11 protein-coding genes are annotated in these 13,275 nt (G+C 71.2%); 6 read left to right on the forward strand and 5 right to left on the reverse strand.

From position 1 onward, the window contains the following. Positions 1 to 160 precede the first annotated feature (160 nt). Genes MTF65_RS24230 through MTF65_RS24245 form a run of 4 tightly spaced genes read left to right on the forward strand, consistent with a single transcriptional unit; the run spans position 161 to position 4,647 of the window. The gene (locus MTF65_RS24230) at positions 161 to 2,797 is read left to right on the forward strand and encodes a sensor histidine kinase KdpD (RefSeq protein WP_243631040.1); all 2,637 of its coding nucleotides are present in this window, start codon (positions 161 to 163) and stop codon (positions 2,795 to 2,797) included. Next, positions 2,794 to 3,480, forward strand: a complete 687-nt coding sequence (locus MTF65_RS24235; protein WP_243631041.1) for a response regulator — start codon at positions 2,794 to 2,796, stop codon at positions 3,478 to 3,480. The genes MTF65_RS24230 and MTF65_RS24235 overlap by 4 nt, the downstream gene beginning before the upstream one ends. Before the next feature lie 24 nt (positions 3,481 to 3,504). After that, on the forward strand, positions 3,505 to 3,924 hold the full coding sequence (locus MTF65_RS24240) for an OB-fold nucleic acid binding domain-containing protein (RefSeq protein WP_243631042.1): 420 nt from the start codon (positions 3,505 to 3,507) through the stop codon (positions 3,922 to 3,924). 3 nt (positions 3,925 to 3,927) lie between these two features. Then, on the forward strand, positions 3,928 to 4,647 hold the full coding sequence (locus tag MTF65_RS24245; protein ID WP_243631043.1) for a DUF3159 domain-containing protein: 720 nt from the start codon (positions 3,928 to 3,930) through the stop codon (positions 4,645 to 4,647). A 196-nt stretch (positions 4,648 to 4,843) separates the two neighbouring features. Here MTF65_RS24245 and MTF65_RS24250 read toward each other — a convergent pair whose 3' ends face one another. After that, positions 4,844 to 5,506, reverse strand: a complete 663-nt coding sequence (locus MTF65_RS24250; RefSeq protein WP_243631044.1) for a TrkA family potassium uptake protein — start codon at positions 5,504 to 5,506, stop codon at positions 4,844 to 4,846. Continuing rightward, a complete protein-coding gene (locus MTF65_RS24255; RefSeq protein WP_243631045.1) occupies positions 5,503 to 6,171 on the reverse strand; it encodes a TrkA family potassium uptake protein in 669 nt (222 codons plus the stop codon). Before MTF65_RS24255 ends, MTF65_RS24250 begins: the two co-directional genes overlap by 4 nt. A gap of 265 nt (positions 6,172 to 6,436) precedes the next feature. Here MTF65_RS24255 and MTF65_RS24260 point away from each other — a divergent pair, with 265 nt between their 5' ends. Then, complete coding sequence (locus MTF65_RS24260; RefSeq protein ID WP_243631046.1) at positions 6,437 to 8,488, forward strand: APC family permease; 2,052 nt, start codon at positions 6,437 to 6,439, stop codon at positions 8,486 to 8,488. Between the two features lie 93 nt (positions 8,489 to 8,581). Continuing rightward, complete coding sequence (locus MTF65_RS24265; protein ID WP_243631047.1) at positions 8,582 to 9,919, forward strand: class I SAM-dependent RNA methyltransferase; 1,338 nt, start codon at positions 8,582 to 8,584, stop codon at positions 9,917 to 9,919. A 79-nt stretch (positions 9,920 to 9,998) separates the two neighbouring features. Here the strand turns inward: MTF65_RS24265 and MTF65_RS24270 are convergent, their stop codons facing one another. From MTF65_RS24270 to MTF65_RS24280, 3 genes are read right to left on the reverse strand one after another with little or no spacing between them, the layout of a single operon-like run. Further along, the gene (locus MTF65_RS24270; protein ID WP_243631048.1) at positions 9,999 to 10,877 is read right to left on the reverse strand and encodes an anchored repeat-type ABC transporter permease subunit; all 879 of its coding nucleotides are present in this window, start codon (positions 10,875 to 10,877) and stop codon (positions 9,999 to 10,001) included. Continuing rightward, complete coding sequence (locus MTF65_RS24275) at positions 10,874 to 11,575, reverse strand: anchored repeat-type ABC transporter ATP-binding subunit (RefSeq protein ID WP_243631049.1); 702 nt, start codon at positions 11,573 to 11,575, stop codon at positions 10,874 to 10,876. Before MTF65_RS24275 ends, MTF65_RS24270 begins: the two co-directional genes overlap by 4 nt. Before the next feature lie 2 nt (positions 11,576 to 11,577). Then, positions 11,578 to 13,275, reverse strand: a complete 1,698-nt coding sequence (locus tag MTF65_RS24280; protein ID WP_243631050.1) for a TIGR03773 family transporter-associated surface protein — start codon at positions 13,273 to 13,275, stop codon at positions 11,578 to 11,580.

Consider the following 13,275-nt stretch of genomic DNA (forward strand, 5'->3'; position numbering starts at 1 on the left):
TTCCGGCCGGTGGGCCCTCCTCCTTCGGGGGACGGCCCACCGGCCTTCGCATGCCCGGCCGCGGCCGGCCCGGCCGCGACCGCGTCAAAGCTGCGTCAGGGATGGCCGTAAAGGCGCACACAGGTACGTGAACGGGGCAAACGTCCCCGAGAATGAGCGCATGGGACGCGGCAAGCTACGGATCTACCTCGGCGCGGCACCCGGCGTGGGCAAGACGTACGCGATGCTTTCCGAGGCCCACCGCCGGGTGGAGCGGGGCGGCGACTGCGTCGTCGGCTTCGTCGAGCACCACGGGCGGCCGCGTACCGAGGTGATGCTGCACGGCCTGGAGCAGGTGCCGCGCAGGACCATGTCGTACCGGGGCGCCGACTTCCCCGAGATGGACGTGGACGCGGTCCTGGCCCGCGGGCCCGCCATGGCGCTGGTGGACGAGCTGGCGCACACCAATGTCCCGGGCTCGCGCAACGCCAAGCGCTGGCAGGACGTGGAGGAGCTGCTGCGGGCCGGCATCGACGTCGTGTCCACCGTGAACATCCAGCACCTGGAGTCCCTCGGGGACGTGGTCGAGTCGATCACCGGGGTGCGCCAGCGCGAGACCGTACCCGACGAGGTGGTCCGGCGCGCCGATCAGATCGAGCTCGTGGACATGTCCCCGCAGGCGCTGCGGCGGCGGATGGCACACGGCAACGTCTACGCGTCCGACAAGGTCGACGCGGCCCTGTCCAACTACTTCCGGCCCGGGAACCTGACCGCGCTGCGCGAGCTGGCGCTGCTGTGGGTCGCCGACCGGGTGGACGAGTACCTGCGGGAGTACCGGGGCGAGCACGACATCCGCTCCACCTGGCAGGCCCGCGAGCGCATCGTCGTGGGCCTGACCGGCGGGCCGGAGGGGCGTACGCTCATCCGCCGCGCCGCCCGGCTCGCCGAGAAGGGAGCCGGCGGGGAGGTGCTCGCGGTCTACATCGCCGCCAGCGACGGCCTCACCTCCGCCTCGCCCAAGGAGCTCGCGGTCCAGCGGACCCTGGTCGAGGACCTCGGCGGAACGTTTCACCACGTCATAGGCGACAGCGTCCCGGACGCGCTCCTGGAATTCGCGCGGGGGGTCAACGCCACCCAGATCGTTCTCGGGTCCAGCCGCCGCAAGGCCTGGCAGTACGTCTTCGGCCCGGGCGTCGGCGCCACCGTGGCCCGCGACTCGGGACCCGACCTCGACGTGCACATCGTCACGCACGAGGAGGTCGCCAAGGGCCGGGGCCTGCCCGTGGCCCGCACGGCGGCGCGGCTCGGGCGGACGCGGATCACCGCCGGCTGGGTGGTGGGGGTGGTTCTCCCCGTCCTGCTGGCCGTGCTGCTCACGCATGTGGACGCCGACCTCGGGCTCGCCAACGACATGCTGCTGTTCCTGTCGCTGACGGTGGCCGCCGCCCTGCTGGGCGGGCTGTTCCCGGCACTGGCCTCGGCGGCCGTCGGCTCGCTGCTGCTGAACTACTACTTCGCGCCGCCCCTGCACCGGCTCACCATCTCCGACCCCAAGAACGTCGTGGCCATCGCGGTCTTCTTCGGAGTGGCGGTCTCCGTGGCCTCCGTGGTGGACCTGGCCGCCCGGCGCACCCACCAGGCCGCCCGGCTGCGCGCCGAGTCGGAGATCCTCTCGTTCCTGGCCGGCAGCGTGCTGCGCGGCGAGCACACGCTGGACGCGCTGCTGGAGCGGGTGCGCGAGACCTTCTCGATGGAGTCGGTGGCCCTGCTGGAGCGCGCGAGCGAGGTCGAGCCCTGGAAGCCGGCCGGCAGCGTCGGGCCGAGCCCGGCCGGCCGGCCCGAGGACGCCGACGTGGACATGCCGATCGGGGACCACATGGCGCTGGCACTGTCCGGGCGGGTGCTGCCCGCCGAGGACCGGCGCGTGCTCGGCGCGTTCGCCGCGCAGGCCGCCGTCGTACTCGACCGGCAGCGGCTGGTCGGCGAGGCCGAGGAGGCGCGCCGGCTGGCGGAGGGCAACCGGATCCGGACCGCGCTGCTGGCCGCCGTCAGCCATGACCTCCGTACGCCGCTGGCCTCGATCAAGGCGTCCGTGTCCTCGCTGCGCTCCGAGGACGTGGACTGGTCCGAGGAGGACCGGGCCCTGCTCCTCGAAGGCATCGAGGAGGGCGCGGACCGCCTCGACCACCTGGTGGGCAACCTGCTGGACATGTCCCGGCTGCAGACCGGCACCGTGACCCCGCTGATCCGGGAGATCGACCTCGACGAGGTGGTTCCGATGGCGCTGGGCGGCGTACCGGAGGACACCGTGGTGCTGGACGTGCCCGAGACGCTGCCGATGGTGGCGGTGGACCCGGGGCTGCTGGAGCGGACCGTGGCCAACGTGGTCGAGAACGCCGTCAAGTACAGCCCGCTCGGGGAGCCGGTGCTGGTGGCGGCCAGTGTCCTCGGCGACCGCGTCGAGGTGCGCGTCGTGGACCGCGGGCCGGGCGTGCCCGACGAGGCCAAGGACCGGATCTTCGCCCCGTTCCAGCGGCACGGCGACGCGCCGCGCGGGGCCGGGGTGGGGCTCGGGCTGGCGGTGGCCCGCGGCTTCGCGGAGGCCATGGGCGGCACCCTGGCGGCCGAGGACACCCCCGGCGGCGGACTCACCATGGTGCTCACCCTTCGCGCGGTGACACCCGACCGCGCACCACATGCCACCGCGGACGACGCGGCGGGCCCGGACGGTGCCTTCGGTGCCTTCGGCGCCGATTCACCCACGCGCACCGAGCGCGTGGACCTTGACCCGATACGACAGGAAGCAGGACCTCAATGACCCGGGTGCTCGTGGTGGACGACGAGCCGCAGATCGTCCGAGCTCTCGTGATCAATCTGAAGGCACGCAGATACGAGGTCGACGCGGCCGCCGACGGGGCGGGCGCCCTGGAACTCGCGGCCGCCCGCCACCCCGACGTGATCGTCCTCGACCTCGGCCTGCCCGACATGGACGGCGTCGAGGTGATCAAGGGCCTGCGGGGCTGGACCCGCGTCCCGATCCTCGTCCTCTCCGCACGGCACAGCTCCGACGAGAAGGTGGAGGCCCTCGACGCGGGCGCCGACGACTACGTCACCAAGCCCTTCGGCATGGACGAGCTGCTGGCCCGGCTGCGCGCCGCCGTCCGCCGGGCCGAGCCGGGCGCCGGCACGGGCGAGGACGAGGTGATCGTGGAGACCGACGGCTTCACGGTGGACCTGGCCGCCAAGAAGGCCGTGCGCGAGGGGCGCGACGTACGCCTCACCCCTACCGAGTGGCACCTGCTGGAGGTACTGGTCCGCAACGGCGGCAAGCTGGTCAGCCAGAAGCAGCTCCTCCAGGAGGTCTGGGGTCCCACGTACGGCACGGAGACGAACTACCTGCGGGTCTACATGGCCCAGCTGCGCCGCAAGCTCGAAGCGGATCCGTCGCACCCGCGGCACTTCATCACCGAACCGGGCATGGGATACCGCTTCGAGAGGTAGTGGGGGCGCCGGTACGCTTCCTCTATGAGTGCTGAACCGCGTCCCGAGAAGCCCGCGAAACCGGCAAGGCCGGCGGGCCGGTTCCGCCGGATGATAGAGCGGCTGTCCACCTCGCAGGAGGAGCTGCATTCGGCGGAGCTGCAGGAGGACGCAGAAGCCGCGGGATGTACGCGGATCTCCGACTCCCACGACCGCGAGATAGTCAAGGTGACCGGAACCCTGCGTACCGTCACCCTGCGGCCGCGGGCCGGCGTACCGGCACTGCAGGCGGAGCTGTTCGACGGCTCGGCCGCGCTGGACGTGGTGTGGCTCGGACGTCGCTCGATCGTGGGAATCGAACCGGGGCGGCGCATGATCGCCTCCGGCCGGATCTCGATGAGCCATGGGCGACGGGTGCTCTTCAACCCGAAGTACGAACTCCGACCGCTCGGACAGGAGCAGTAACCGGTGACGTCACTCGACAAACCGACCAGCCCGGAGCCCTCGGCGGATCCCTCCGCCGACCAGAAGGCCGTGACCCAGGCGGCCCTCTTCGACGCCTTCGGGGGCATTCGCGGCACCGTGGAGACAATGCTCCCCGGGCTGCTCTTCGTCATGATCTACACGATCAACAGGGACGTGAAGATGTCCGCCATCGCGGCGGGCGCGGTCGCGGTCCTGCTGGTGATCGTGCGGCTGCTGCGCAAGGACACCGTCAAGCACGCCTTCAGCGGGGTCTTCGGCGTGGGCGTGGGCGTGGCCTTCGCGCTCTTCACCGGCAGCGCGAAGGGCTTCTACCTTCCCGGCATGATCTACGGGGCCGGTCTGGGGGTGGCCTTCACGCTGTCGGCGCTCGTGGGCTTCCCGCTGCTGGGCGTGGTCCTGGGACCGGTGTTCAAGGAGAACCTGTCCTGGCGCACCCGCAACCCCGGGCGCAAGAAGGCGTACACCAAGGCCAGTCTGGCCTGGGGCATCATCTTCCTCGCCAAGTACGCGATCCTCTTCCCGCTGTACTGGTGGGGCGACGCGACGCAGCTGGGCTGGGTGCTGATCGCGCTGAAGCTCCCGCCGATGGTGCTGGCGGTGTACTTCACCTGGCTCTTCCTGGCGAAGGCGCCGCCGCCGATCGACGTGATCGCGGAGTGGGAGGCCAAGGACGCTGCCGCTCGGGACCGGGGTACGGGCTGAGCCGCACTCCGCAGGCCCGGTGCGGCGCCGCGGCCGGGGCTCTGCCCCGGACCCCGCGCCTCAAACGCCGGCGGGGCTGAATTGCCGGGCGGTGACGCCGGCGGGGCTGAACTTGCCGGGCGGTGACGCCAGAGGGGGCGGGGTGACCTGGTGGTCACCCCGCCCCCTCCGTGTTCCGTCGAGCGTGCCCGCAGGGCTAACGGCGGGCCTGGAGGAGGTCCTCCAGTTGCTCCTCGCGGGCCTGGGCGGCCACGAAGAGGAGCTCGTCGCCCGGCTCCAGGGTCTCCTCGCCGTGCGGGGTGAGCACCCGGTTGCCCCGGATGATCGTGACGAGCGAGGTGTCCTCCGGCCAGGTGATCTCGCTGATCTGGGTGCCCGCCATCGAGGAGTCGGCCGGCAGGGTCAGTTCGACGAGGTTGGCGTCGCCGTGGCTGAAGCGGAGCAGCCGCACCAGGTCGCCGACGCTGACGGCCTCCTCGACCAGGGCCGACATCAGGCGCGGCGTGGAGACCGCGACATCGACGCCCCAGGACTCGTTGAAGAGCCACTCGTTCTTGGGGTTGTTGACCCGCGCCACGACGCGGGGGACCCCGTACTCGGTCTTGGCCAGCAGGGAGACGACCAGGTTGACCTTGTCGTCACCGGTCGCGGCGATGACCACGTTGCAGCGCTGCAGCGCGGCCTCGTCCAGCGAGGTGATCTCGCAGGCGTCGGCCAGCAGCCACTCGGCCTGCGGCACCCGCTCGACCGAGATGGCGGTCGGCGCCTTGTCGACGAGGAGCACCTCGTGGCCGTTCTCCAGCAGCTCGCCCGCGATGGAGCGTCCCACGGCGCCGGCTCCGGCGATCGCGACTCTCATGCGTTTGCCTCCTCGGGACCCTGGGCGAAGGCCTCTTCGACCTTGGCGATCTCGTCCGTACGCATCATCACGTGGACAAGGTCACCCTCCTGCAGCACGGTCTGGGAGCTCGGCAGCATCGCCTCGCCCAGCCGGGTGAGGAAGGCCACGCGTACGCCGGTCTCCTCCTGGAGCCTGCTCACCTTGTGACCGATCCAGGCGTCGGCGATGTGCACCTCGGCGAGCTGCACGCCGCCGCTCGGGTCGCGCCACAGCGGCTCCGCGCCCGAGGGCAGGAGGCGGCGCAGCATCTGGTCGGCCGTCCAGCGCACGGTGGCGACGGTGGGGATGCCGAGGCGCTGGTAGACCTCGGCGCGCTTGGGGTCGTAGATGCGGGCGGCGACGTTCTCGACGCCGAACGTCTCGCGGGCCACGCGCGCGGCGATGATGTTGGAATTGTCACCACTGCTGACGGCGGCGAACGCTCCCGCGTCCTCGATCCCGGCCTCCCGCAGGGTGTCCTGGTCGAAGCCGACTCCGGTGACGCGACGGCCGCCGAATCCGGCTCCCAGCCGGCGGAATGCGGTGGGGTCCTGGTCGACGACTGCGACCGTATGCCCCTGCTGTTCCAGGGTCTGCGCGAGGGCGGAGCCCACTCTTCCGCAGCCCATGATGACGATGTGCACGGCCGTCCTTCCGGCTGCCAGCGTGCGCTGGTTCCCAGCCTCATTGCATGCTCTGGCTTAACAGGGTCTCAGACCATGGCCCAAGCTACACACGGGCGGTCACCGATGTGGCCTCTTCGGGCGCGGTCGGGGTTAGCGGTCGGGGTTAGTCGGGGGCGTAGTCGGCGGCATATAGGTGGCGTATGGACGACGTACGGGCCGCGTATTGCCGTTATCAAGGGGCGCGGGTTCGTCAGGCGCATTTCGAACGCTTACGATCCTCTGCGTGTCCAAACTGACCGACGTGCCCAAACGGATCCTGATCGGCCGGGCGCTCCGCAGCGACCGCCTCGGAGAAACACTCCTCCCCAAGCGGATCGCCCTTCCTGTCTTCGCGTCCGACCCGCTCTCCTCGGTGGCATATGCCCCGGGCGAGGTTCTGCTGGTCCTGTCGATCGCGGGCGTGTCGGCGTACCGGTTCAGCCCGTGGATCGCCGCGGCGGTCGTCGTGCTGATGTTCACCGTGGTCGCCTCCTACCGGCAGAACGTCCGCGCCTACCCCAGCGGCGGCGGTGACTACGAGGTCGCCAACACCAACCTCGGGCCCAAGGCCGGTCTCACCGTGGCGAGCGCCCTGCTCGTCGACTACGTCCTGACCGTCGCCGTCTCGATCGCCTCCGGCGTCGAGAACCTGGGCTCGGCCGTCCCGTTCGTCGTCGAGCACAAGGTGCTCTGCGCCATCGGGATGATCCTGCTGCTCACGCTGATGAATCTGCGCGGCATGAAGGAATCCGGCAAGCTCTTCGCGATTCCGACCTATGTCTTCGTCGCGGGCGTATTCATCATGATCGCGTGGGGTGCCTGGCGCGGCTTCGTCCTCGACCAGCCCATGAAGGCCCCGACCGCCGATTTCGAGATCAAGGCGGAACACCAGGGACTGGCCGGGCTCGCCCTGGTCTTCCTGCTGCTGCGGGCCTTCTCCTCCGGCTGCGCCGCCCTCACCGGCGTCGAGGCGATCAGCAATGGCGTGCCCGCCTTCCGCAAGCCCAAGAGCAAGAACGCGGCGACCACTCTGGCCCTGATGGGCGGCCTGGCCGTCACCATGTTCTGCGGAATCATCGGCCTGGCCATGGCCACCGACGTCAAGATGGCCGAGAACCCCGCGACGGACCTGCTCCAGGACGGTCAGGCAGTCGGCTCCGAATACGTCCAGAACCCGGTGATCTCGCAGGTCGCCGAGGCGGTCTTCGGCGACGGCTCGTTCCTCTTCGTCCTGCTCGCCGCGGCCACCGCACTCGTGCTGTTCCTCGCGGCGAACACCGCGTACAACGGCTTCCCGCTGCTCGGCTCGATCCTCGCCCAGGACCGCTACCTGCCGCGCCAGCTGCACACCCGCGGCGACCGGCTCGCCTTCTCCAACGGCATCGTGCTGCTCGCGGGCGCCGCCATGCTGCTCACCTGGCTCTACGGGGCCGACTCGACGAAGCTGATCCAGCTCTACATCGTCGGCGTCTTCGTCTCCTTCACGCTCAGCCAGACCGGCATGGTCCGGCACTGGAACCGCCACCTGAAGAGCGAGACGGACCCCGCCAAGCGCCGCCACATGTTCCGCTCCCGCGCGATCAACACCTTCGGCGCTTTCTTCACCGGCCTGGTGCTGGTCGTCGTCCTCGCCACCAAGTTCACCCACGGCGCCTGGGTCGCCCTGCTGGGCATGGTGATCTTCTACGGCACGATGACAGCGATCCGGAAGCACTACGACCGGGTCGCCATGGAGATCGCCGCCGCCGAGGAGCGCCCCGACGAGTACGTGCGGCCCTCGCGGGTGCACTCCGTCGTCCTGGTCTCCAAGCTCCACAAGCCCACCCTGCGCGCCCTCGCCTACGCAAAGCTGCTGCACTCCAACCAGCTCGAAGCGCTCAGCGTCAACGTGGACGAGGACGAGACCAGGGCCCTCAGGGCGGAGTGGGACCGGCGCGGGATCAACGTGCCGCTGAAGATCCTCGACTCCCCGTACCGCGAGATCACCCGGCCGGTGGTGGAGTACGTGAAGGGGCTGCGCAGCGAGAACCCGCGCGACGCGGTCAGCGTGTACATCCCGGAGTACGTCGTCGGCCGCTGGTACGAGCACCTGCTGCACAACCAGAGCGCGCTGCGGCTCAAGGGCCGGCTGCTCTTCACTCCCGGTGTGATGGTCACCTCGGTGCCGTACCAGCTGGAGTCCTCGGAGCTCGCGAAGCGGCGGGCGAAGAAGCGGCAGGAGTGGAACGCCCCGGGCGCGGTGCGCCGCGGACCGGTGGACACCGCGCGGCCGAAGGAACCGTCGCCGAAGCCCTGACCTGGTTGGTGAACGGCCGGACGAGATCCACGTAAACTGGTGGGTCGGTCGTCCGGCCGTTCCCCTTTTTCAGTTTTTTGGAGTCTCCCCACCATGACGAGCGCCGAGCAGAACGAGAAGCAGTCACTGGTCGGGGAGGAGTACGAGGTCGAGGTCGGCCCCGTCGCACACGGCGGGCACTGCATCGCCCGGACCGCCGAGGGCCGGGTTCTGTTCGTCCGCCACACCCTGCCCGGCGAGAAGATCGTCGCCAAGGTCACCGAGGGCGATGTGGACTCCCGCTTCCTGCGCGCCGACGCGATCACCGTGCTGGAGGCCTCCAAGGACCGCGTCGAGGCGCCGTGCCCGTACGCCGGCCCCGGCAAGTGCGGCGGCTGCGACTGGCAGCACGCCAAGCCGGGCGCCCAGCGCCGGCTCAAGGGCGAGGTCGTCGCCGAGCAGCTGAAGCGGCTCGCCGGACTCACCCCGGAGGAGGCCGGCTGGGACGGCACCGTCATGCCGGCCGAGGGCGACAAGCTACCGGCCGGGCAGGTGCCGCAGTGGCGCACCCGCGTGCAGTACGCGATCGACGACGACGGCCGGGTGGGCCTGCGCAAGCACCGCTCGCACGACATCCAGCTGATCGACCACTGCATGATCGCGGCGCCGGGCGTCAGCGAACTGGGCATCGAGAAGCAGGACTGGCCCCAGATGGCCACCGTCGAGGCCATCGCGGCCTCCGGCTCGAACGACCGCCAGGTCGTCCTGACCCCGCGCCCCGGCGGCCGCCTGCCCCTGGTCGAGCTGGACAAGCCGGTCTCCGTCCTGCGCGTCGAGGAGAAGGACGGCGGAGTCCACCGCGTCCACGGCCGCCCCTTCGTCCGCGAGCGCGCGGACGGCCGTACGTACCGTGTGGGCATGGGCGGCTTCTGGCAGGTCCACCCGCAGGCCGCCGACACCCTGATCAAGGCCGTCATGCAGGGCCTGATGCCGCGCAAGGGCGAGATGGCCCTCGACCTCTACTGCGGCGTCGGCATCTTCGCGGGCGCGCTGGCGGAGCGGCTGGGTGACACGGGCGCGGTGCTCGGCATCGAGTCCACGAAGCGCGCGGTGGAGGACGCCCGGCACAACCTGGAGGAGTTCCCCCGGGTCCGGATCGAGCAGGGCAAGGTCGAGGCGGTCCTGCCGAAGACCGGGATCACCGAGTGCGACCTGGTCGTCCTCGACCCCCCGCGCGCCGGCGCCGGCAAGCAGACGGTCCGCCACATCGCCGGCCTCTCGGCCCGCCGCATCGCCTACGTCGCCTGCGACCCGGCGGCCCTGGCCCGCGACCTGGGCTACTTCAAGGAAAACGGCTACAAGGTCCGCACCCTGCGCGTCTTCGATCTGTTCCCGATGACCCATCATGTCGAGTGCGTCGCGATCCTTGAGCCGATGGCAAAGGGCGTCTGACCTGCGGTTTAGGGCGTGTGCATGACGTGCGGTGTGCGCGTTAAGGGCGATATGTTGACGCACGTTTGTCGTGCTGGGTTCAGGCGGCTGCCGGACCCGCTCCTGAACGACCACGGGAGCGGGTCCGGGCGAGTAGGCCGTGGCGGGGTGCCAGGCACCAGACGACGGCGAAGAGCGCCGTCAGGACCACCACGACGGAACCGCCCGCCGCGAGGTCATAGGCGTACGACACGTACAACCCGGCCAGCGACCCCGCGCAGCCGAAGGCCGAGGCCAGCAGCGTCATCGGGCCCAGCCGCTCGGTCAGCAGCCGGGCCGTGGCCGCCGGGGTGATCAGCAGGGCCAGGACGAGTACGTTGCCCACCGCCTCCAGCGACATCACGATGGCGCCCGTCACCACCAAGTACAGCGTCAGGTCGAGGCGGAGCACCGGAAGTCCGGCGGCCCGGGCGGTCTCCCGGTCCAGGCACACCGCGACCAGTTCCTTGCGCAGGGCCAGGACAACGGCAACCAGCACGGTGCCCGTCACGGCGACGACCGCCACGTCCTCGGCGCTCACCGCGAGCACCTGCCCGAACAAGAAGGAGGCCAGGTCGGTGGTCCAGCTGTCGCGCGTCGAGACCAGGACGATGCCGAGCCCGAAGGCGAAGGCGAAGAAGACACCGATGACGGTGTCCTCCTTGAGCCGACGGTTCTGCGAGACCAGTGCGATCAGCGCGGCGGTGGTGATGCCGGCGGCCGCCCCGCCGAGAAGGAGATTCCCCTCGAAGGTGTAGGCGAGGGCCACACCGGGGAAGGCCGAGTGGGCGACCGCGTCGCCGATGAAGGCCATGCCGCGCAGGACGACGTAGACGCCGATCACCCCGCACACCAGGCCGACGATGCCGGAGACGAGGAACGCCCGCTGCATGAAGGGCAGATGCCAGGGATCGGTGAAGAAGGCCAGCAGAGCGCTCACGGTGCGACCACCTCGGCCGCCTTGTCCAGGCCGAAGGCCCGGAGCATGCGCGCGGGATCGGACAGCAGCTCCGGGCCGCCCTCATCGACCACCGTGCGGTTCAGCAGTACCACTCTGGTGCAGGTGCGGGCCGCGGCCGCCAGATCGTGCGTGGTCATCAGCAAGGCGCGTCCCTCTGCGGCAAGTTCGCCGAACAGTCCGTTGAGCAGTTCCTGGGTGGGGACGTCGACCCCGGTGAAGGGCTCGTCGAGGAGCAACAGCCGTGGCTGCGCCGCCAGGGCGCGGGCCACCAGGACGCGCTGTCGCTGACCGCCGGAGAGTTCCCCGATCGGGCGGCGGCGCAGTGCACCCAGCCCGGTGCGCTCCAGCGCTTCGTCAACCGCCGCGCGGTCGGCCGCCCCGGCGCGCCGCAGCCAGCCGATGGTCCGGACCCGGCCGCTGAGTACGGCGCCCGCGACGTCGATGGGGAAGTCCCAGGCGAATTCGTGCCGTTGGGGTACGTAGGCGGTCGCGCCGGCTGTGTGTACCGCGCCGGCGGAGGTGGGGACCAGGCCCAGCACCGCCCGTAGCAGCGTGGTTTTGCCGGCTCCGTTGGGGCCGAGCAGTCCGACCAGTTCGCCGGCGGCCACGGCGAGGTTCGCATCCTCGACCGCGGGCCGCCCGCCCAGTCGTACCGACAGGTCGTCGATCTTCAGCACGCTCAGGTCCCCGATTCCGTTTCCGCTTCGGCCGGGGCCCCCGCCGCGGCCCTGCGTCGCCGGGCCGCGTACACAGCCGCCGCGCCGAGCGCCGCGAGTGCAGCCGCCGTACCGCCGATGACCGCTGTGCCCGGCGCTCCGGTGGCAGCCATCGAGCCGCCCCCCGCAGATCCGCCGGTGGCGCTCCCGCCCGTGGCCGAGCCACCCGTGGAGCCGCCTGTCCCACTGCCGCCTGTCCCACTGCCACCGGTCCCACCGCCGGCGCTCGCCGAGCCACCCGAGGCGCTCCCGCCTCCCGGCGGTACGGACTTCGGGTCCGCGGACCCCACGGCGAAGGTGACGGTCTCGGTGTCGCTGACGGGCGCACCGGAGGCCAGTGTTCCGCTCATCTTCAGGGTCAGGTGGTAGATGCCTTCCTTGGAGAAGGCCCAGCCGCCGTGCGCATGGGTGTTCTGGGGTACGGGGAAGGCGTCCGGGAGTCCATCGCCGCTGTTGAAGCGGACGGCGGCGCCCGACATCCCGTCGAAGTTGTAGAGGACCACCTGCCCGGGCCCCTCGACCTTGGTGAGGGCGAACTCCAGATCACCCCGCGTCGCGCCCGCCTCGATGTTGTCGGTGCTCCAGCCCGGCCACAGGAGACCTGGCTGCTGTACCTGGTCCAGCAGCCAGACCGGGTCCCCGGCCTTGCCCAGGAAGGAGAAGGCCGGGTTCGCCGGGATCTGCTTCTTGGCCGCGGGCTTGACCTGGAGCACGACCGAGGAGGGCTCGCGCCACTCGGTGCGGCCCGCGACGGTGCCGTCCTTGACGTGCATCTGCAACCGGCCGTCCAAGACCCGTGCGGCGAGGTCGACATGACCCTCGCCGAGGACGGTCCGGCTGCCCTGCTGAGGCTGCGCCGGCGGCCCGGCGGGCTGCTGCGCCGGCACTTGCGCGGGCCGGGCCGCCGCAACCAGTGGACCAGCGTCCGCACGCAGGGATCGCGCGGGCTGCCGGTTCGCGTCCGACCCCGCACCCGGGGCGGGAGTCCCGGGGGAGGCGGCAGCCGGAGGGGGCGCCGCCGCGGCTGCCGCCGCGTCGCCGACGAGCACGTTGTACGAGACGTGGGCGGGCGCCAGAGCCGACGAGTCGGCGGCCTCGGCCTTCGCGGTGAACGTCACGGTGTAGCTGCCGGGCGCCGTGAAGGCCCAGCGCAACGGACCGCTGCCGCCGACGGGCAGCTCGTATCCGTCGGGGAGCCCGTCTGCGCTGTGGAAGCGGACCGTCGGCATCCCGTTCTCGGCCCGTTCGTACACGGCCAGTGCGCCCGGGCCCTCGACGCCGGTCAGCGACCACCGCACCCGGTCGTCGCGTACCGCACCGGCGGACACCCCGCGGGTGTCCCAGGCCTCCGGAAGCTCCCAGACCTGGGCGCCGGGCTTGCCGAGGAAGGCGTACGCGCCCCCCTCCGGCAGCACCGCGCGGCGGGTGTCGTCGACCACCACGGTGGTCGGCCTGCCCGCCGGATCCCCGCCCAGCCCGAGCCGTCCGTCGGCCAGCGTCATCCGGGCGAGTCCGGCCGGCTGCTGCGCTTCGGTGGTGGGCGCGGGCGGCTCCGTGCCCGATCCGGCGGCGACCGCCGTCCCGGCCAAGGTCACCGCCAGTACGACACCGGTCGCCGCGACCAGGGTCCTGTTCCCGCGTTCTGCGTGTCCGCCCCTCAC

The sequence above is a fragment of the Streptomyces sp. APSN-46.1 genome (assembly GCF_022815725.1).
In the GTDB taxonomy this organism is placed as follows: Bacteria; Actinomycetota; Actinomycetes; order Streptomycetales; family Streptomycetaceae; genus Streptomyces.

Bases quoted from the DNA above. Each gene is read 5' to 3' on its own strand.
- MTF65_RS24235 (WP_243631041.1), top strand. From the start codon at position 2,794: ATGACCCGGGTGCTCGTGGTGGACGACGAGCCGCAGATCGTCCGAGCT.
- MTF65_RS24230 (WP_243631040.1), top strand. From the start codon at position 161: ATGGGACGCGGCAAGCTACGGATCTACCTCGGCGCGGCACCCGGCGTG.
- MTF65_RS24265 (WP_243631047.1), top strand. From the start codon at position 8,582: ATGACGAGCGCCGAGCAGAACGAGAAGCAGTCACTGGTCGGGGAGGAG.
- MTF65_RS24240 (WP_243631042.1), top strand. From the start codon at position 3,505: ATGAGTGCTGAACCGCGTCCCGAGAAGCCCGCGAAACCGGCAAGGCCG.
- MTF65_RS24250 (WP_243631044.1), bottom strand. From the start codon at position 5,506: ATGAGAGTCGCGATCGCCGGAGCCGGCGCCGTGGGACGCTCCATCGCG.